The sequence below is a fragment of the Providencia sp. PROV202 genome, assembly GCF_028479565.1.
GTDB classification, from domain to species: Bacteria; Pseudomonadota; Gammaproteobacteria; order Enterobacterales; family Enterobacteriaceae; genus Providencia; species Providencia zhijiangensis.
This window is the reverse complement of sequence record NZ_JAMPNV010000019.1, coordinates 140,336-161,235: the sequence shown is the minus strand read 5'-3', so window position 1 is coordinate 161,235 and position 20,900 is coordinate 140,336. Positions and strand designations below refer to the sequence as shown.

At 42.8% G+C, this 20,900-nt stretch carries 16 protein-coding genes and 1 tRNA gene; 12 read left to right on the top strand and 5 right to left on the bottom strand.

Annotated elements, in window-relative coordinates; translation table 11 throughout:
* The first annotated feature begins 9 nt into the window (after positions 1-9).
* A tRNA-Trp gene (locus tag PR799_RS14965) sits at positions 10-85 on the top strand.
* A gap of 313 nt (positions 86-398) precedes the next feature.
* Here PR799_RS14965 and hdfR read toward each other — a convergent pair.
* A complete protein-coding gene (hdfR, locus tag PR799_RS14960) occupies positions 399-1,229 on the bottom strand; it encodes an HTH-type transcriptional regulator HdfR (protein WP_272522603.1) in 831 nt (276 codons plus the stop codon).
* 111 nt (positions 1,230-1,340) lie between these two features.
* On the opposite strand from hdfR, the gene PR799_RS14955 reads away from it, so the two are divergent.
* Positions 1,341-1,679 (top strand): DUF413 domain-containing protein, encoded by a 339-nt coding sequence (locus tag PR799_RS14955; RefSeq protein WP_154603099.1) that lies wholly within the window; start codon positions 1,341-1,343, stop codon positions 1,677-1,679.
* A 97-nt stretch (positions 1,680-1,776) separates the two neighbouring features.
* Here PR799_RS14955 and PR799_RS14950 read toward each other — a convergent pair whose 3' ends face one another.
* A complete protein-coding gene (locus PR799_RS14950) occupies positions 1,777-3,303 on the bottom strand; it encodes a YifB family Mg chelatase-like AAA ATPase (protein WP_272522598.1) in 1,527 nt (508 codons plus the stop codon).
* A 480-nt stretch (positions 3,304-3,783) separates the two neighbouring features.
* Between PR799_RS14950 and ilvL the strand changes: the two genes are divergently transcribed.
* From ilvL to ilvA, 6 genes are all read left to right on the top strand, one after another.
* Positions 3,784-3,882 (top strand): ilv operon leader peptide, encoded by a 99-nt coding sequence (ilvL, locus tag PR799_RS14945; RefSeq protein WP_112837475.1) that lies wholly within the window; start codon positions 3,784-3,786, stop codon positions 3,880-3,882.
* A 132-nt stretch (positions 3,883-4,014) separates the two neighbouring features.
* Positions 4,015-5,661, top strand: coding sequence for an acetolactate synthase 2 catalytic subunit (gene ilvG / locus PR799_RS14940; RefSeq protein WP_154628885.1), 1,647 nt, complete (start codon positions 4,015-4,017; stop codon positions 5,659-5,661).
* Positions 5,658-5,927, top strand: coding sequence for an acetolactate synthase 2 small subunit (gene ilvM, locus PR799_RS14935; RefSeq protein ID WP_036948778.1), 270 nt, complete (start codon positions 5,658-5,660; stop codon positions 5,925-5,927). The genes ilvG and ilvM overlap by 4 nt, the downstream gene beginning before the upstream one ends.
* 12 nt (positions 5,928-5,939) lie before the next feature.
* Positions 5,940-6,869 (top strand): branched-chain amino acid transaminase, encoded by a 930-nt coding sequence (locus tag PR799_RS14930; protein WP_006658220.1) that lies wholly within the window; start codon positions 5,940-5,942, stop codon positions 6,867-6,869.
* Positions 6,870-6,930: 61 nt separating this feature from the next.
* Positions 6,931-8,781: a dihydroxy-acid dehydratase gene (gene ilvD, locus PR799_RS14925; RefSeq protein ID WP_154628884.1), complete on the top strand. Its 1,851-nt coding sequence runs from the start codon at positions 6,931-6,933 to the stop codon at positions 8,779-8,781.
* 2 nt (positions 8,782-8,783) lie between these two features.
* Positions 8,784-10,358 (top strand): threonine ammonia-lyase, biosynthetic, encoded by a 1,575-nt coding sequence (gene ilvA, locus PR799_RS14920; RefSeq protein ID WP_272522596.1) that lies wholly within the window; start codon positions 8,784-8,786, stop codon positions 10,356-10,358.
* Here the strand turns inward: ilvA and ilvY are convergent.
* Positions 10,350-11,246 (bottom strand): HTH-type transcriptional activator IlvY, encoded by an 897-nt coding sequence (ilvY, locus tag PR799_RS14915; RefSeq protein ID WP_154603095.1) that lies wholly within the window; start codon positions 11,244-11,246, stop codon positions 10,350-10,352. The genes ilvA and ilvY overlap by 9 nt on opposite strands.
* A gap of 188 nt (positions 11,247-11,434) precedes the next feature.
* On the opposite strand from ilvY, the gene ilvC reads away from it, so the two are divergent.
* Both ilvC and rep read left to right on the top strand, forming a co-directional pair.
* Positions 11,435-12,910, top strand: coding sequence for a ketol-acid reductoisomerase (ilvC, locus tag PR799_RS14910; RefSeq protein ID WP_154628883.1), 1,476 nt, complete (start codon positions 11,435-11,437; stop codon positions 12,908-12,910).
* Positions 12,911-13,218: 308 nt separating this feature from the next.
* Positions 13,219-15,246: a DNA helicase Rep gene (gene rep / locus PR799_RS14905; protein ID WP_154628882.1), complete on the top strand. Its 2,028-nt coding sequence runs from the start codon at positions 13,219-13,221 to the stop codon at positions 15,244-15,246.
* Positions 15,247-15,312: 66 nt separating this feature from the next.
* Here the strand turns inward: rep and gppA are convergent, their stop codons facing one another.
* Together gppA and rhlB are read right to left on the bottom strand one after the other, a co-directional pair.
* Positions 15,313-16,815, bottom strand: coding sequence for a guanosine-5'-triphosphate,3'-diphosphate diphosphatase (gppA, locus tag PR799_RS14900; protein ID WP_154628881.1), 1,503 nt, complete (start codon positions 16,813-16,815; stop codon positions 15,313-15,315).
* A gap of 11 nt (positions 16,816-16,826) precedes the next feature.
* Positions 16,827-18,113 (bottom strand): ATP-dependent RNA helicase RhlB, encoded by a 1,287-nt coding sequence (gene rhlB / locus PR799_RS14895; protein ID WP_154603091.1) that lies wholly within the window; start codon positions 18,111-18,113, stop codon positions 16,827-16,829.
* A gap of 117 nt (positions 18,114-18,230) precedes the next feature.
* Here rhlB and trxA point away from each other — a divergent pair, with 117 nt between their 5' ends.
* Both trxA and rho read left to right on the top strand, forming a co-directional pair.
* Positions 18,231-18,557 (top strand): thioredoxin TrxA, encoded by a 327-nt coding sequence (gene trxA / locus PR799_RS14890; RefSeq protein WP_036948804.1) that lies wholly within the window; start codon positions 18,231-18,233, stop codon positions 18,555-18,557.
* Between the two features lie 581 nt (positions 18,558-19,138).
* Positions 19,139-20,398 carry a transcription termination factor Rho gene (gene rho, locus PR799_RS14885; RefSeq protein ID WP_004915469.1) on the top strand — a complete coding sequence of 420 codons (1,260 nt, stop codon included), beginning with the start codon at positions 19,139-19,141 and terminating at the stop codon, positions 20,396-20,398.
* The last annotated feature ends 502 nt before the right edge of the window (positions 20,399-20,900 follow it).

Sequence of the window (20,900 nt, the reverse complement as noted above, 5' to 3'; positions counted from 1 at the left end):
ACTTAATTTAGGGGCGTAGTTCAATTGGTAGAGCACCGGTCTCCAAAACCGGGTGTTGGGAGTTCGAGTCTCTCCGCCCCTGCCAGTTACCAATTAAGTAATAATAAAAGAAGTATCTATTGATAACCCGATTATATTAATCGGGTTTTTCTTTTTGGATCCCTTAATTTTCTTCCTAACTGTGAAATTTCTTAGTATTTTTCATATCTTCATATCTTCATATCTTCATATCTTCATATCTTCATATCTTCATATCTTCATATCTTCATATCTTCATATCTTCATATCTTCATATCTTCATATCTTCATATCTACTTTTAAGTATTATTCCATCTAAGAGACATATATTTGCAATAAAAAAGGGCGATAGCTCGCCCTATTTTTGAATTCTTTAATGCCTATTGTGTGTTTGGTATTGGTGTTTTAATAAGTTGATTAATGAGGACTTGCTGATCATTTTTTTTCAGCCAAATGGCATATAAAGGCTTAATAATAACGTTATTTGAGAGTGTTTTTAACGTTGGATAATGTTGGAGCCAATGTGCTGGTAAAAATGCCGCTGAAAGCGACACAGGCAATAATTGACGCGTAATTTCTGCAGACGTCGTAATCATTACAGGGGAATCATCTTGCAGTAGAGTTGGCTCATTTTTGGGATGAAAATCAGCTCCCCATTCTAACTTGATAAAATTATATTGAGTAAGGGCTATGTTCTTTTGGGAAGCCATTAATTGAAGTTGAATAGAACCAATGATGGTACTTTCAAATTCATCCATTTTTGGTGGTTCGATCGCTATCAGTAAGTCTAATTCTCTAGAATGTAACTGTTTTACGAGTGATTGACGTGTGGAAACGCGCGCTTCTAATCGTAGTTCATCATGTTGGCTATATAGAACCTCTAACCAGCCAGTGAGATAGCTTTCCCATAATGATGACGTAGCGCCAATAGACAGTTCTGTATGTTGGGATGCGTGTGTGATCTCTTTTTTGGCTTGAAGCCATGTATTCATTAAAGATTCAGCATAGGGAACTAAACGTTCTCCAGCAGCAGTTAAACGAATATTATTACGGTGTCGTGTGAATAGGCTTGTGCCTAATTGTGTTTCTAACTGTCTGATACGAAAGCTAACGGCAGACTGGGTTAAGTAGAGAGATTCTGCGGCTCTGCCGAAGTGTCTGGTTCTACTGACTTCTAAAAAAGTTCTTAATAACTCGCTGTCCACACGTATCTCCAATAATTTTTGTCGTGATGATTTAAATGTTTTGTTTTACAGATTGTCAATGCTGTCTAATACTCCGCGCCATATAGAGTTGACCGTAATCAGTTAGGAGTGTGTCAGATGGCAGATAGCTTCATCACGACTAATCGTTTTTTTGATAATAAACATTACCCACGTGGCTTTTCTCGTCATGGTGATTTCACCATCAAAGAAGCTCAGTTGCTAGAACGTCATGGCCAAGCTTTCAATGAGCTTGATACAGGAAAACGCGCAGCGCAAACAGAAGAAGAAAAATTATTCGTCGCTGTTTGCCGTGGAGAGCGCGAACCTACAACCCTTGAAGAAAAGGTATGGGTGAAATATTCTAGCAGAATTAATCGTCCGAAGCGCTTCCATACACTATCAGGCGGTAAGCCACAGATAGATCCAACAGAAGACTATACCGATACGGATGATTAATTTCATTAGTATTAAAACAGTATAAGCATTAAAACAAATAGGGACTTCGGTCCCTTTTGTTGTTTATGTCTAATCATTAACTTTTGCCTTAATTCCTTCAGCTTACTTGTTTTTGCAAATGAAGCAATAACTTATCCATTGCTCGATACCCTAGCGCCTCTAGTAAATGTTCCCGTTGTATATTCGGTGAATAATTAAGATCTGCAATTGTTCTAGAAACTCTAAGAATTCTGTGCCAAGCACGAATAGATAGCCCTAGTTTATTAAGTGCATTCTCTAAGAATAGTGCATCCTCAGTGGCCAGTAGGCAGGTTTTTGTTGTTTCACTTGCGGTTAGCTGACTATTACTTTTACCAGCTCGATTGATTTGTTGGTTTCTTGCTTCAATAACTCGTAAGCGAATTTGTTTGCTAGTTTCGCCTTGATGCGTTTGCTGGCTTAAAGTACCTAGAGGGAGTAAAGGTATCTCAATAGAGAGATCAAACCTATCTAAGAATGGCCCTGAAACGCGTGATAAGTAACGTAGTACTTTCGCTGGAGAGGAACGACTCATTTCTCCTTGGTAATGCCCTGTGGGGCTAGGGTTCAGGGCGGCGATTAATTGGAAGTTAGCAGGAAAACACACCTTAGCCTTTGCTCTTGAAATGATAATTTGATGAGATTCTAGTGGTTCTCGTAAAGAGTCTAATACAGAGCGTGTGAATTCAGGTAATTCATCTAAAAATAATATACCGTGATGGGCGAGGGATATCTCTCCTGGCTTAGGTAATGAACCACCACCAATCAATGCGGTCATTGATGTATTGTGGTGAGGGCATCTAAATGGTCGTGTAGGCCACTTATCTATGGTTTCCATGGTTTGGCTAAGGCTATGTAATGCCATGACTTCTAGAGCTTCTTGAGGCGTTAAGGACGGCAGTAAAGTTATCAACCGGTGAGCTAACATAGTTTTACCTGTACCGGGAGGACCTAGCAATAATAAATTGTGCCCACCTGCAGCGCTGATTTCTAATGCTCGCTTTCCTTGCTCTTGGCCTATGATATCGCAAATATCGTTTTCATAGTCAGAGGGATAAGCATGTTGAATAACTTGTTGATTAGTCGATAGTGTACTTTTTTGATGCAAGTAATGACAAAGTTCCAGTAAAGATGTGGCAAAACTGACGCTGCTATCAGCTAATAAACTGAGTTGATATTGATTATCTTTCGATAGAATTAATTGCCTATTTTGACTTATTGCCGCTTGAGCGGCAGGGATCCCGCCGTTGACATAACGTATATCTCCGGAGAGCGCTAATTCACCAAGAAACTCATGGCGCTCTAATAACTGATCAGGAATTTGTCCGGATGCAGCAAGTATTGCAATCGCAATAGCTAAATCATAGCGACCACTTTCCTTCGGTAAATCTGCTGGCGCTAAGTTTACCGTCATCTTTTTTACAGGATATTCATAGCCGCTATTAACCATAGCACTCCGTACTCTATCTCGCGCTTCTTTAACTGCCGTTTCTGGTAAGCCAACTAAAGTTAACCCCGGTAGTCCATTACTAATATGCGCTTCAACAGTGACAAGTGGAGCGTCTAATCCAATAGATGCTCGAGTGTAAACAATCGCTAACGTCATAAATCATCTCCTTGATTGGCTAGCATAATATTCTGTTATGGATTAGACGTATTTTCCTATTGCGATTCCGATATCTGCGAAGCGACTCGATAATTAAATTGTTTAATTGCACGATGTTTCATTTTTTTTCGAAGCGCTTTGAAGCCTTTAATTTAGCTAGTTACATTCATTTTATTTTTTGAATAATAATAGTTTCAACAGCAAATTGGTTAAATTAAGTTAATTTTTTGGATAGGCATGATGGCGTACATTTCGCTAAATCAGAGGCAGAGAGTTGAGCTGAATCATGGGTGAATATTATTGCTAATCGCTGGATTTTTACTTTATTAATAGTTGTTTAGTCTGAATTCTTTGTAATTCATTGAATTTAAATGAGATAAAAAACTTAATCATTAAAAAAATAAATAAGGGTTGTCAAAGTAATTTTAAAATGATAACTCTTTAATAAAGATAACGATTAAAGTTGAAAAGATTAAACACATGAACAAATTCATCCAAGTGATTAGCCTAATTATTAGCGTGGTGGTGATTATTATCCCACCGTGCGGGGCTGCACTTGGACGACGAAGGCTGAAATAGTAGCCAAATCTTACGAGAACCCCGCACCGAAAGGCGCGGGGTTTTTTTTGACATAAAATTTATGCAAACCAACAAAGATAATAAAAACATAATAAATACAAGCAAATAAACAAAGGCAGATAGGTGATAAACATGAACGGAGCACAGTGGTTAGTTCAAGCATTAAGGACACAAGGCGTTGATACTGTTTTTGGATATCCAGGTGGCGCTATCATGCCTGTTTATGACGCATTGTACGATGGTGGCGTGGAACATTTGTTGTGTCGCCATGAGCAAGGTGCAGTTATCGCAGCCATCGGATATGCTCGTTCGACAGGAAAAACAGGTGTTTGCATTGCGACCTCAGGCCCTGGAGCAACAAACGTGATTACAGGGTTGGCTGACGCATTGCTCGACTCCGTCCCTGTTGTTGCTATAACAGGGCAGGTAGCTTCAGAGTTTATTGGTACAGATGCCTTTCAGGAAATTGATGTTTTAGGGTTATCTCTGGCCTGTACAAAACATAGTTTTTTGGTGGAATCCATAGAGGACTTACCTCGTATTCTCGCTGAAGCTTTCGCAATCGCAAATAGTGGGCGTCCTGGGCCAGTACTGATTGATATTCCGAAAGATATTCAGCTGCAACATGCAGATTTATCCCCCTATTTAATGCCTGTAGAGCAACAAGACTCGACTTCTGAGGATGCAATTCAGCAAGCAAGAATGCTGTTGGAGCAGTCAGAAAAACCAATGTTGTACATTGGTGGTGGAGTCGGGATGTCTGGGGCTGTAACTGAATTGAGAGCCTTTATCGAACAGACAAAGATCCCATCAGTTGTCACCTTGAAAGGTTTAGGTGCAGTGCATCCAGCAGATAAAAACTATCTCGGTATGTTGGGGATGCACGGTACGAAAGCTGCCAATATTTCAGTGCAACGTTGTGATTTACTCATCGCAGTTGGTGCGCGTTTTGACGATAGAGTCACAGGTAAATTAAACACGTTTGCTCCGAATGCGAAAGTTATTCATATCGATATCGATCACGTTGAATTGGATAAATTACGTCAAACTCATGTTGCACTATTGGGTGATGCGAAAGCGTTATTACCTCAATTGATGGTGACAAAAAATATCACGAGTTGGCAGGAAGAAGTTCAACAACTTAAGCAGGAGTTTGGTTGGCGTTATGACCACCCAGGTGAACCCATCTACGCCCCATTATTGCTGAAACAACTATCAGACAAAATGAAGCCCAATACTGTTGTGACAACAGATGTTGGCCAGCACCAAATGTGGTCTGCTCAACATATTGTTGTTGATGGACCAGAGAATTTTTTAACATCAAGCGGGTTAGGGACGATGGGCTTTGGGATCCCAGCAGCGGTGGGTGCGCAGGTTGCTCGCCCTGAAGATACCGTTCTTTGTATCTCTGGCGATGGCTCTTTCATGATGAATGTACAAGAACTAGGAACGATTAAACGCAAACAGTTACCCGTTAAGATTTTATTGTTAGATAACCAACGTTTAGGAATGGTTCGTCAATGGCAAGAGCTATTTTTCGAGCAACGCTACAGTGAAACCATTTTAACTGACAACCCAGACTTTGTTGCTTTAGCGAGCGCTTTTGGTATTCAAGGTCGCCGTATTACATGTAAATCAGAAGTGGACGCAGCACTCGATGAGCTACTGACAAGTGAAGGTGCGTTTTTATTACAGGTATCAATTAATGAATTAGAAAATGTCTGGCCATTGGTTCCACCAGGGGCTAGTAACGAAAAAATGATGGAGAAACCGTTATGATGCAGCATCAACTCTCGATATTAGCCCGTTTCCGCCCCGAGGTTTTAGAGCGTATTTTGCGAGTGACTCGCCATCGTGGATTTCGGATTAGTTCTATGAATGTGGATCAATTATCAGATAGTGATAATGTAAGTATCGAATTGACTGTCAGTAGCCAGAGACCGTTGGCACAGTTATGTGCACAGTTAACGAAGCTGGCTGATATCACTGAAGTTGAAATAAAACAACAAGAATCGCGACTATTACGCACACAAAGTGCAATGTAAGGAATAGATAAAATGACTAAGAAAGCTGACTTTATTTGGTTTAACGGTGAAATGACGCCATGGGCAGATGCTAAAGTTCATGTAATGTCTCACGCTCTGCATTACGGTACCTCCGTATTTGAAGGCGTCCGTTGCTATGATTCACACAAAGGACCTGTTGTTTTCCGTCATCGTGAACACATGCAGCGTTTACATGATTCTGCGAAAATTTACCGTATGCCAGTCAGCTACAGCGTCGATGAGTTAATGGAAGCTTGTCGTGCAACTCTGCGTAAAAATAACTTAGTCAGTGCCTATATTCGTCCATTAGTTTTCATTGGTGATGTGGGCATGGGCGTGAATCCACCAGATGGCTACAGTACTGATGTCATTTTAGCCGCATTCCCTTGGGGGGCGTATTTAGGTGAAGAGGCATTAGACCAAGGAATTGATGCAATGGTCTCTTCATGGAATCGTGTTGCACCAAATACTATTCCTACTGGTGCAAAAGCAGGTGGTAACTACCTATCTTCATTATTGGTTGGTAGCGAAGCGCGTCGTCATGGTTACCAAGAAGGTATCGCGCTGGATGTTCATGGTTATCTTTCTGAAGGCGCAGGCGAGAATATCTTTGAAGTGAAAGATGGCATTCTGTACACGCCACCGTTTACTTCATCAGCATTACCGGGGATCACCCGCGATGCCATTTTGACATTGGCGAAAGATATGGGAATCGAAGTGCGTGAACAAACGCTGTCTCGTGAATCTCTGTACTTAGCGGATGAAGTCTTTATGACAGGAACAGCTGCTGAAATCACTCCAGTTCGCAGTGTTGATGGTATCCAAGTTGGTATCGGTCGTTGTGGTCCTGTGACGAAGAAAATTCAGCAAGCATTCTTTGGTTTATTTAACGGTACAACAGAAGATAAATGGGGCTGGTTAGATCCAGTAAACCCTCAATAATTAAATACTATAAATTACAGGCGGTCGTTCCCCGCCTGTTTTAAAACTCGGGAGTTAAGATATGCCTAAGTACCGTTCAGCAACAACCACTCATGGCCGTAATATGGCAGGTGCGCGAGCATTATGGCGCGCGACAGGTATGACCGATGATGATTTTGGTAAGCCAATTATTGCCGTTGTAAACTCATTTACTCAGTTTGTTCCAGGTCATGTACATTTACGTGATTTAGGTAAACTCGTCGCAGAACAAATAGAACAAGCGGGCGGCGTCGCGAAAGAGTTTAACACTATTGCGGTGGATGACGGGATTGCGATGGGGCATGGCGGTATGCTGTATTCCTTACCTTCCCGAGAGCTAATTGCTGATTCTGTGGAATATATGGTGAATGCGCACTGTGCAGATGCCATGGTCTGTATCTCCAACTGTGACAAAATTACCCCAGGCATGTTAATGGCGTCTTTACGCCTGAACATTCCCGTGATCTTTGTTTCTGGCGGACCAATGGAAGCAGGAAAAACCAAGCTTTCAGATCAAATCATCAAACTTGACCTTGTGGATGCGATGATCCAAGGTGCAAACCCAAATGTCAGTGATGAAGATAGTGAAAAAATTGAACGTTCAGCATGTCCAACGTGTGGGTCATGCTCAGGAATGTTTACTGCGAACTCAATGAACTGTTTAACTGAGGCATTAGGTCTTTCTCAGCCAGGAAATGGTTCATTACTTGCGACTCACGCTGATCGTAAAACGTTATTTATCAACGCAGGTAAGCGAATTGTTGAACTGACTAAACGTTATTATGAGCAGAATGATGAGAGCGCATTACCGCGTAATATCGCAACAAAAGCCGCGTTTGAAAATGCGATGACATTAGATATCGCGATGGGTGGCTCCACAAATACTGTTCTGCATTTGCTGGCGGCTGCGCAAGAAGCGGAAGTGGATTTCACCATGGATGATATCGACCGCTTATCTCGCCAAGTCCCTCATTTATGTAAAGTTGCACCAAGCACCCAAAAATATCATATGGAAGATGTACACCGTGCTGGTGGCGTGATTGGTATTCTTGGGGAGCTGAGTCGTGCAGGTTTATTGCAGGAAGATGTGAAGAATATTTTAGGCCTTTCATTACCAGAAACATTGGCTCAGTACGATGTTATGTTGACGAATGATGAATCTGTAAGGTCTATGTTCTCAGCGGGACCTGCGGGTATTCGTACCACCCAAGCATTTTCTCAGAATTGCCGTTGGCCATCACTGGATACTGACCGTGAAAATGGTTGTATCCGTAACCTCGAACATGCTTATAGCTTGGATGGTGGCTTGGCGGTACTTGCTGGAAATATCGCTGAAGATGGTTGTATTGTGAAAACAGCAGGGGTTGATGAAGGTAGCTTAACTTTCCGTGGGCCTGCAAAAGTGTTTGAAAGCCAAGATGATGCGGTAGAGGCAATTTTAGGTGGAAAAGTTGTCGCTGGTGATGTTGTCGTCATCCGCTATGAAGGCCCTAAAGGCGGACCGGGTATGCAAGAAATGTTGTACCCAACTTCCTATCTGAAATCGATGGGATTAGGCAAAGATTGTGCACTGATCACCGATGGGCGTTTCTCCGGTGGAAGTTCAGGTTTATCTATCGGACATATCTCTCCTGAAGCGGCAAGCGGTGGATTACTGGCTCTGGTACAAGATGGGGATATTATCGATATCAATATTCCAAAACGTACCATGTCCCTAGATGTTAACGACAGTGAGCTGGCAAAACGTCGTGAAGCGGAATTAGCGCGTGGAGATAAAGCCTATACTCCGCGTAACCGTCAACGTGAGGTTTCTTTCGCTTTACGCGCTTATGCTTCTTTGGCGACGAGTGCGGATAAAGGCGCTGTACGCGATAAGTCTAAATTAGGAGGCTAATTGTGGCAGCCGCAAAACCATTACCAGCGGCACCGACAGGTGCCGACTATCTAAAGGCGGCGCTCAGTGCGCCAGTCTATGAAGCGGCGCAAGTGACACCGCTTCAGGAAATGAGCAAACTCTCTTCGCGTATGGGAAACACCATTTTAGTCAAACGCGAAGATAGACAGCCAGTTCATAGTTTTAAGTTACGTGGTGCTTACGCCATGATTGCAGGGCTGACTGAAGAGCAAAAAGCCAAAGGTGTAGTTACTGCATCAGCGGGAAACCATGCGCAGGGTGTTGCATTATCAGCTAATCGCGTCGGCATTAAAGCCAAGATTGTTATGCCGGTGGCAACCGCAGATATCAAAGTGGATGCTGTTCGCAGCTTTGGTGGAGAGGCTATTTTATACGGTGCAAATTTTGACGAGGCTAAAGCTCACGCGATTGAGATGGCAAAACGCGAAGGATATACCTTTGTACCACCGTTTGACCATCCGTCTGTGATAGCGGGTCAAGCGACTATTGCACTTGAGCTTCTTCAGCAGGATGCACACCTCGACCGTATTTTTGTGCCTGTTGGGGGTGGTGGATTGATTGCTGGCGTCGCTGTATTAATCAAACAGTTAATGCCTGAAATTAAAATTATCGGTGTAGAAGCTGAAGATGCAGCTTGTCTCAAAGCAGCATTAGAAGCTGGCCATCCAGTTGATCTCCCTCGTGTTGGTTTATTTGCGGAAGGCGTTGCCGTGAAACGCATTGGCGATGAAACCTTTCGACTATGTCAGCAGTATGTCGATGATGTGATCACGGTGGATAGTGATGCAATTTGTGCCGCACTGAAGGACATTTTTGAGGATGTGAGAGCGATTGCAGAACCTTCGGGGGCATTAGCGCTGGCGGGGCTGAAAAAATATGTTCAGCAACATAACATTAAAGGTGAAAGGCTGGCGCATATTCTGTCAGGCGCCAACATGAACTTCCATGGTTTACGTTATGTATCCGAACGTTGCGAATTAGGTGAACAACGAGAAGCGCTGCTTGCAGTGACTATTCCTGAACAGAAAGGCAGTTTTTTGCGATTCTGCCAATTGCTTGGTAACCGCTCAATCACTGAGTTTAATTATCGTTATACAGATGCTGATCCAGAGCGAGCCTGCATTTTTGTGGGTGTTCGCTTAAATGGCGGTGAACAAGAGCGGCATGACATCATTCAAGGGCTGCAAAATAATGGTTATGAAGTGGCTGATTTATCGGATGATGAAATGGCGAAGCTGCATGTGCGTTATATGATAGGTGGGCGACCATCGAAGCCATTAGATGAAAAATTGTATAGCTTTGAGTTTCCTGAATCTCCAGGGGCATTATTGAAGTTCCTAGAAACACTGGGAACTCACTGGAATATCACGCTATTTCATTATCGTAGTCACGGAACAGACTATGGGCGAGTGCTGGCGGCCTTTGAGCTTTCTGGTCCAGAAGTGCGCTTTGATCGCCATCTTGATGCACTAGGATATGAATATCATGATGAAACGGGAAATCCGTCATTCCGTTTCTTCCTAGCGCCGCAAGATAGCAAAAGAACATTAGATTGAGTGTTCTGGGAGCAATTCCCAAAATGCCTTAATTAATGGTTCACTTAGGCGTTTGCTGAGTAGGCAAACGCCAAGTTCAAATGGTTCTACCATCGAAATATTATCGAGTTGAGATACACGGCTACGGACAGGCTCGGGGCTATTATCAACGACGACACTTGGTATTAATGCAATACCACAGCCCAATGCCACCATAGACACAATGGCTTCATGACCCGAAACCGTCGCATAAATTACAGGGTTATGGATTCGATGACGCTTAAACCATAATTCAATACGTTTACGAGAAGGGCCATGTTCAGGAAGAATGAACGGTACCGTAGACCAATCCGGCTCCTCTTCAGTCACCATACTCCGTACTGCGCAAGGTAGTGATGGGGCAATAAGTACAAGGGGAATTTCCCCAATTTTGGCGAATCGCACGTTATCTGGCAATTTTTCAGGTTTACCTGCGATGCCTAAATCCGCCTCTTTGGTTTCGACTTTTTCAACGGCATCTGCGGCATCGCCCGTGGTGAGCTTTATTTCAACGAGCGGATGCAAAGCGCGAAATTTATCAAGCACTTGAGGTAAATGACTATAAGCAGCAGTGACAGAGCAAAATAGGCGTAATTCACCGCTTAATGATGGACTTTGCTGATTAAGCGCATGCTTTAGCTGCTGATATTGCAACAATGTTTGTTGGGCAAACTGTTTGAGATGCTCACCCGCTTGGGTCAGTTTCACCGAGCGGTTATCACGGATAAATAGTGGATGACCCAGTTGATCTTCCAAACGCTGAATTTGTCTTGATAGTGTGGATGGACTGACATGCATGGCTTTTGATGTGCGACCAAAGTGGCAGCTTTCAGCTAAGTGCAAAAACAGTTGTAGATCACGAATATCCATTTTGCCCTCTGATGATACCTTGATTGACGTTGCAAATATTGCAACATTATATTGTTAATATATCAATTTAAGCAATGCTCATCATCGCATATAGTAAATCCATAACTGCTCAATAATGAGCAACAGGTAACGAAGTTGCCTGATAATACGAACACAACAGAACACTGACCGAATAATGGAGTAAGACCATGGCGAATTATTTTAATACATTGAATTTACGTGAGCAGTTAGCGCAATTAGGCAAGTGTCGTTTCATGAAACGCGAAGAATTTGCGGATGAAGCTGGCTATCTGAAAGGTAAAAAAATCGTCATCGTCGGTTGTGGTGCTCAAGGTCTGAACCAAGGTTTGAACATGCGCGACTCTGGTTTAGATATCGCTTATGCTTTGCGCCCAGAAGCGATCGCAGAAAAACGTGCATCATGGCGTAAAGCGACAGAAAATGGCTTCAAAGTTGGGACTTATGAAGAACTGATCCCTGAAGCAGATTTAGTTGTTAACTTAACGCCAGACAAACAACACTCTACCGTTGTTCGTGCGGTTCAGCCAATGATGAAACAAGGTGCTGCGTTAGGTTATTCTCACGGTTTTAACATCGTTGAAGTTGGTGAAGAAATCCGTAAAGACATCACTGTTGTGATGGTTGCTCCAAAATGTCCAGGTACCGAAGTTCGTGAAGAGTATAAGCGTGGCTTTGGTGTTCCAACGTTGATCGCAGTTCACCCTGAAAATGATCCGAAAGGTGAGGGTATGGCGATTGCGAAAGCATGGGCAGCAGCAACTGGTGGCCATCGTGCGGGCGTTCTAGAGTCCTCTTTCGTTGCTGAAGTTAAGTCTGACTTAATGGGTGAACAAACCATTCTGTGCGGCATGTTGCAGGCGGGGGCGCTACTGAGCTATGACAAAATGGTTGCCGATGGCGTAGAGCCAGGCTATGCAGGAAAATTAATTCAGTTTGGTTGGGAAACAATCACTGAAGCGCTGAAGCAGGGTGGTATCACTCTGATGATGGATCGCTTGTCTAACCCAGCGAAAATTCGTGCTTATGCTTTATCAGAGCAGCTGAAAACCATTTTAGCGCCACTGTTCCAAAAACATATGGATGATATTATTTCTGGTGAGTTTTCATCAACAATGATGGCGGACTGGGCGAATAATGATAAAAACTTACTGACATGGCGCGAAGAGACTGGTAAATCGTCTTTTGAAAACTACCCAGAATTTGCAGGTAAAATTGCAGAGCAAGAATATTTCGACCACGGTGTTCTGTTAGTTGCGATGGTTAAAGCGGGTGTTGAGTTAGCGTTCGATACTATGTTGGAAGCGGGTATCTTAGAAGAGTCAGCATATTATGAATCACTGCATGAGCTGCCATTGATTGCTAACACAATTGCACGTAAGCGTTTATATGAAATGAACGTGGTTATCTCGGATACTGCAGAGTACGGTAACTACCTGTTCTCATTCGCAGCAGTTCCAATGCTGAAAGAGTTTATGACCAAGTTACAAGCAGGTGATTTAGCGAAACCAGTTGCAGATAATGGGACAGATAACGCGCAATTACGTGATATCAACGAAGCTATCCGTAATCATCCTATTGAGAAAATCGGTAAGACTTTGCGTGGTTATATGACGGATATGAAGAAGATTTCTAGCGCACAATAATTCCTCGTCATCCTTCGTACTATAGGTGCGTTGGCTTCACTAAACTACCCTAGTCACATACTTTTGTATGCTCCTAGGGATAGTTTTGTTTGCCGCCTTCCTCTAGTACAAATGATTTAGAGGAAGCTAATTGAGATTATTTTAAGTATAAAATTGAAGTCGTGCCATTTTATGGTGCGGCTTTTTTGCTTCTATGATCTTAATTACTTTAGATTGTCGACTGTTAGCTCAGTTATTTTTCTGTGAGGTTTGGTTTCTGCTACAATTCGGGTTGCATCTTTTAGCATTAGAGAGTGACGTAAAAAACCATGCGATTAAATCCTAGCCAGCAACAGGCAGTTGAATATGTAGATGGTCCGTGCCTTGTTTTGGCAGGGGCAGGCTCAGGTAAAACACGGGTTATTACCAATAAAATTGCGCATCTGATCCGCCATTGTGGTTATCAGCCTCGGCAAATTGCGGCAGTGACATTTACCAATAAAGCCGCGCGCGAAATGAAAGAGCGTGTGGGGCAAACATTAGGTAAAAAAGAAGCCCGAGGGTTAATCATTTCCACATTCCATACTTTGGGACTGGAAATTATCAAACGCGAATATAAAGCGTTAGGGATCAAAGCCAATTTTTCTTTGTTTGATGACCAAGACCAAATGGCGTTACTCAAAGAACTCACATTTGATCTGCTTGAGGAAGATAAAGATCTTCTTCAACAGCTGATCTCTGCGATCTCAAATTGGAAAAACGATCTGATCTCTCCGCAGCAAGTGGTCGGGCAAGCGAGAACTGAAAAAGAGCACCATTTTGCTGAGTGCTATCGTCGCTATGAGCTGCATTTAAAAAGCTGTAATGTCTTGGATTTTGATGACTTAATCAGCAAACCAACATTGCTGCTTTATCATAATGAAGAAGTCCGTGAGCGTTGGCAGCAAAAAATTCGTTATTTGCTGGTGGATGAATACCAAGATACGAACACCAGTCAGTATCAGTTAGTGAAATTACTCGTGGGCAGCCGTGCCCGCTTTACGGTCGTTGGTGATGATGACCAGTCTATTTATTCTTGGCGTGGTGCGAGGCCGCAAAACTTAGTGTTACTCAGCCAAGATTTTCCAAAACTGAATGTGATTAAACTGGAGCAAAATTACCGCTCATCAGGCCGTATTTTGAAAGCAGCCAACATTTTGATTGCTAATAACCCTCATGTCTTCGAGAAAAAATTATTTTCTGAATTGGGTTATGGGGCGCCATTAAAGGTGCTGACAGCCAATAATGAAGACCATGAAGCGGAACGCGTGATCGGTGAATTAATTGCTCACCACTTTATTAATAAAACCCAATATAAAGATTATGCGATCTTGTATCGAGGTAATCATCAGTCACGTATTTTTGAAAAAATGCTGATGCAAAACCGTATTCCTTACCGAATTTCGGGAGGGACATCCTTTTTCTCACGTCCTGAAATTAAAGATCTTTTAGCTTATTTGCGGGTGCTGACTAACCCTGAAGATGACAGTGCTTTTTTACGTATTGTGAATACGCCACGCCGAGAAATTGGCCCTAAAACTATCCAAAAATTGGGAGAATGGGCAAATCAGCGAGGCAAAAGCTTATATCATGCCAGCTTTGACTTAGGTCTGGAACAGACTTTAACAGGGAAAGGTTTGGAAGCGTTGCAGCGTTTCACTCATTGGATGGAAGGGATAGTCCGGATTTCGGAGCGTGAACCATTGATAGCGGTACGGGATCTTTTACGGGAAATGGACTACGAGAGTTGGTTGTATGAAACCTCAGCCAGTACCAAAGCCGCCGAAATGCGAATGAAAAACGTCAATCAATTGTTTACATGGATGAGCGAAATGATTGAAGGGGATGAGCTGAATGATCCAATGACGCTCAATCAGGTTGTCACTCGCTTTACGCTGCGCGATATGATGGAACGTGGAGAAGATGATGAAGATTCAGATCAAGTTCAGTTGATGACATTGCACGCATCTAAAGGTCTTGAATTTCCTTATGTTTTCTTAGTTGGAATGGAAGAGGGATTATTGCCTCATCAAAGTAGTATTGATGAAAATAATATTGATGAAGAGCGTCGACTGGCTTACGTGGGAATTACGCGAGCGCAGCGAGAGTTATTCTTTACTCATAGCCGCGAGCGTCGCCAATACGGCGAACTGATCCGCCCTGAACTGAGCCGCTTTTTGATGGAATTACCGCAAGATGATTTGGTGTGGGAGCAGCAACGAAAAGTGGTTACCGCCGAAGAGCGAATGCAAAAAGGGCAGTCCGCTTTAGCGGATATCAAGGCACGCTTGGGGCTAAATAAGAAAACCGATCAGTAGCGAAAGAGTTTAAGAGAGAGTTCCCACGACGAGGTGGGAACCTATCCTGATCAATTTAGAGCGATATCAATTGGAGCTATTACGCTCTTCTAAGGCCAGTTGCCAATTCACATACCCTTGCCACTGAACTTCTTGCTGTAAATTTTCAGCTCGTAAAGGGTGTTCCTCAAGCCAGCGGTATGGCAGTGCGATGGTTAAATCTTGCCCATTAGCGTTAAGGCGCAATGCTGGTAATGTATCGTCACGTCTACGGCTGGCAAAAATAATGGCTAGGCGCAATAAACGGCATAATGCGTAAGTTTGCTGAATAGGTAATGCATTTTGTTGGCTCAGCGAAGCGAGGTCTATTTGACCTTGCTGGTTCTTGAGAAGAACCGCGAGAAAGCGTTTTTGCGCTGGCGTGAAGCCTGGTAAATCAAGGTGAGTGATTAAATAACTTGCGTGCTCTGGGCCTTTGCGAAAATCAACACTCAGCCCAATCTCATGTAATGCACAAGCGCTGGATAATAAATCACGGCAACGGCTATCTAATTCCCACTCTTTGGCAACTTGCAGGTAGAAATGCTCAGCAAGCTGGCGTACGCGGCTAGCCTGTTCAATATCCACAAGGAAGCGACGCTGAATGTTGCGTAGCGTGCGCGCGCGAATATCTTGCTCAATAGGCAGTTCAAGCATGCCATACACTAAGCCTTCGCGAAGAGCGCCGCCAGCTAATGTCATATTTTCGATATTCAGTGCTTTGAAAATTGCGATCAGGATCGATAAGCCACTTGGGAAAACGAGGGCACGTTCAAACGTGAGGCCCTCGATTTCAAGCTCTTCTAATTTATGGCACTGGATAGCTTTGTGCTTCAGCTGCTGTAATTTACTCAGGGTGATGAGTTCATCCATCCCTTGAGCAATCATGATTTCCTGAATCGCTTGTACAGTACCCGATGCGCCGACACAAATTTTCCACCCGTGATTCTTAAGGACATCAGCGATAGGCGCAATGACGTGTTGAGCTGCCGCTTCGGCTTGAGCGAAGTTTTCTTCTGTTAGCGTTCTGTCGCTAAAGTAGCGTTCAAGCCAAGTCACACAGCCCATTTCGAGGCTATAAAGTAGCTGAGCTTTCGCGCCTGTACCGGTGACAAGTTCGGTACTGCCGCCCCCGATATCGACCACTAAGCGTTGCTCTGGTCCGCCAGTTGTATGGGCGACGCCTTGATAAATCAAGCGAGCTTCTTCTTCTCCTTGGATTACTTTTACGGGATTTCCGAGGATTTGGCTGGCTTTCTCAATAAAGACATCGGCATTTTTAGCAAGGCGTAATGTCGCGGTTGCCACAACTCGAATTTGCGAGTTAGGAATATCTTGCAGATGTTCTGAGAAGAGACGCAGGCATTGCCAGCCTCGTTCCATGGCTTGCTCAGATAAAATATTATCTTTATCTAAACCCGCAGCCAGACGAACTTTCCGTTTAACCCGAGAAATAATCTGAATGCTACCTGCAGTTTCGCGAACAACCAGCATATGAAAGCTGTTGGAACCCAAATCGATAGCGGCATACAGAGAAGAAGATTTCAGCATAGGGTATTTACTCAGCCTGCACGTTTATGGTTATTACGTGGGCCATTATGGCGACGCGGCGCATTAGAATTGCGGCGTGGACCACTTGGGCGCGGACGGTGGCGGCGTTTTGGTGCCGGCAGGTCGCTCAGCAGTGCATCACTGTTATATTTACTGACAGGGATGGAGTGCTGAATATACTCTTCGATTGCAGGTAAGTTTAGTGCGTATTCTTCACACGCTAAGCTGATAGAATTTCCGCTTTCACCCGCACGACCTGTACGTCCAATACGGTGTACATAGTCTTCGCAATCGTCAGGTAAATCATAGTTAAATACATGAGTTACTGATGGAATATGTAATCCACGAGCAGCAACGTCAGTCGCAACCAAGATATCAATTTGACCTTGAGTGAACTGCTCTAAAATGCGCAGACGTTTTTTCTGTGCGACATCGCCAGTTAATAACCCGACACGGTGGCCATCGGCAGCAAGGTGAGCCCAGATATCATCACAACGATGCTTCGTATTGGCGAAAATAATGCAGCGCTCAGGCCACTCTTCTTCGAGTAGCGTTTGTAGTAGGCGCATTTTTTCTTCGTTGGATGGATAAAATAACTCTTCTTTAATACGGTGACCGGTTTTTTGTAGTGGTTCAACTTCCACATATTCCGGGCTGTTCATTTGTTCGAACGCTAATTCTCTCACGCGGTAAGAGAGTGTTGCGGAGAACAGTAAGTTGAGTCGGTCTGCTGCGCCAGGCATACGGCGGAATAACCAACGAATATCTTTAATAAAACCGAGGTCGTACATACGGTCAGCTTCATCCAAAACAACAACTTGGATAGCTGCTAAATCAACGTGACCTTGTTTTGCATAATCAATAAGACGACCGGTTGTTCCAATAAGGATATCAACGCCGTTTTGTAATACGCGTAATTGCTCGTCATAGCCATCACCACCATAGGCTAGACCCATTTTCAAACCAGTGTACTCGGCCAGCTCTTTAGCATCTGAGTAAATCTGTACGGCTAATTCACGAGTAGGAGCCATGATCAGCGCACGTGGCTGATTGGTTTTTTTCCCCTCGATTGCCGGGTGAGTTAAGAGAAAATGAAATGTAGACGTTAGGAATGCTAACGTTTTACCTGTACCTGTTTGTGCTTGCCCCGCAACATCTTTGCCTTCGACAGTATAAGGCAGGGTAGACGCCTGAATAGGCGTGCAAAAGTTGAAGCCTTTTTTATTAAGTGCTTCAATGACTTTTGGGTGCAATGCGAAGTCGGAAAACTTCTTTTCTGTCAAGTGTGCTTTACTCATAGTATGTTAGAATATCAGTTATCGGTTGGTTTACGAAAGCGTATCTTTTGAAATAAAGCATACTGCTGCCAATTAATGTTACACTATGTCTGTAAAAATGATCCTTTGGAGTACAACATGAGCGACAAAATTAAACATATTACTGATGCAAGTTTTGAGTCAGACGTTCTAAATGCAAGTTCACCTGTTTTAGTCGACTTCTGGGCTGCATGGTGTGGACCTTGTAAAATGATCGCGCCAATCCTTGATGAAGTTGCTGAAGAATATACAGGCAAAGTGACTATCGCAAAACTGAATATTGATGATAATCCAGCGACTGCCCCAAAATTTGGTATTCGCGGTATCCCTACACTGTTATTATTCAAAAACGGCAGTGTAGCTGCAACTAAAGTTGGTGCTTTATCTAAAACTCAACTGAAAGAATTTCTAGACGAAAATCTGTAAGTTATAGCTTTATATAAGCCAAAACGTTTAGCGGCGCATTTATTTTATATAGAGAGTCGCTAGACGTCCCCATTTAAGCATGATAAGTTATCCGCATTCCTCATAGAGTACCCATAAGAATTACCTTGTTTTCCTTTGCTCTTTTCTGAAACGTCTAGCTTGCAGTTCTGTTCAATGCCAATTTTAGTTACTGACTATTAATCTAAAGTTGATAATTCATGGTTGTATCACTGTGACTTAAGTCTTGAGTAAATAAATGGGCTGTATTAGGGATAAGATGTTGTCCTAAAATGTATAAAAAACTATTGCTAATATTGATTACGTTTCTAATAATATGCGGCATGTCATCTTGATGATTACAACGCTTTCGTTAGTCACAACACCTTCACAGCAATATTAGTTGTAGCTAGCACAAATTTTAATGCATTGTTGTTGGTTATGAGTTCATATCTATCAACAGGGCACTATAAAGTTAAACTGGCGCTTCATAGGTTCACTATACTAAATAGGTTCACTATAAAAGTTGCCTCCAATTTACGTTCATAGTTCGAGAAATACCCCGAGTTAAAGAACCCACCATTATGAATCTTACCGAATTAAAAAATACGCCAGTATCAGAACTGATTACGTTAGGCGAAAACATGGGGCTAGAGAACTTAGCCCGTATGAGAAAGCAGGATATTATTTTCTCAATTTTGAAGCAGCATGCTAAAAGTGGAGAAGATATTTTCGGCGATGGCGTACTGGAAATATTGCAGGATGGATTTGGTTTCCTCCGTTCAGCAGACAGTTCTTACCTCGCAGGCCCTGATGATATCTATGTTTCCCCTAGCCAAATTCGCCGCTTTAACCTACGCACCGGCGACACCATTTCAGGAAAAATTCGTCCCCCGAAAGAAGGTGAACGCTATTTTGCACTCTTGAAAGTTAACGAAGTTAACTTTGACAAACCTGAAAACGCCCGCAGCAAAATCCTTTTTGAAAACTTAACCCCACTACATGCCAATAATCGTCTGCGCATGGAGCGTGGTAACGGTTCTACTGAAGATTTAACGGCACGTGTATTGGATTTAGCCGCACCTATCGGTCGTGGACAGCGTGGTTTGATCGTTGCACCACCGAAAGCGGGTAAAACCATGTTACTGCAAAATATTGCGGCTAACATTGCCCATAACTACCCTGACTGCGTATTGATGGTTCTACTGATCGATGAGCGTCCAGAAGAAGTTACTGAGATGCAACGCTTAGTGAAAGGTGAAGTTATTGCTTCAACGTTTGATGAGCCAGCTGCGCGTCACGTCCAAGTTGCTGAAATGGTTATCGAGAAAGCGAAACGTCTGGTTGAGCATAAAAAAGACGTTATCATTTTACTCGATTCTATTACTCGTCTTGCTCGTGCATACAACACCGTCGTTCCTTCATCAGGTAAAGTATTGACTGGTGGTGTGGACGCAAACGCATTACATCGTCCAAAGCGTTTCTTCGGTGCTGCTCGTAACGTCGAAGAAGGTGGTAGCTTGACTATCATCGCGACCGCATTGGTTGATACCGGTTCGAAAATGGATGAAGTGATTTACGAAGAATTTAAAGGAACAGGTAACATGGAATTACACCTGTCCCGTAAAATTGCTGAAAAACGTGTTTTCCCTGCGATTGATTACAACCGCTCTGGTACTCGTAAAGAAGAGCTGCTCACCTCCCAAGATGAGCTGCAAAAAATGTGGATCCTGCGTAAGATTATTCACCCAATGGGCGAAATCGATGCAATGGAATTCCTCATCAGCAAATTAGCAATGACTAAGACTAACGAAGAGTTCTTTGATTTTATGAAAAGAGCATAGTCTCGTTAGGATTATGAGTATAGAAATAGGCGCTCTAATTAGGGCGCCTATTTTTTTATCAGTGAACAGTGAACATTCACAAAATAATAGTCTTTATTATTTATCAACATAAGCATGAATTACTTTCTTGATGAGTAAAATGAAATAATCAACGGATGCTAGCTTATTCTTTATAAGATGGTATTTTTTACATTAATTTTTATACTTAGATTTATCCAATAACTGATATTTACTCATTCATATGAAAAGTGATAGTGATGGTCGGTTAATATGTTGGAGATTGTTTTTATGGCATGCATCTTGCAGTGTTAAGAGATAAAATCTTTAAGGTGAGTTTGTAACGCAAAACTATATCGTCGTATTGGCTTTTTCGGCATGTTTTGTGCATATCAAAACGCAGGAAATCTGTTTTAGAGTACCATTTTTTGTTCGAATACTATGTGGCGGCAGTAATTTATCACAGCAACCAAAAGTTTTAGTGTTTAAAAGTTGGATAGAAATA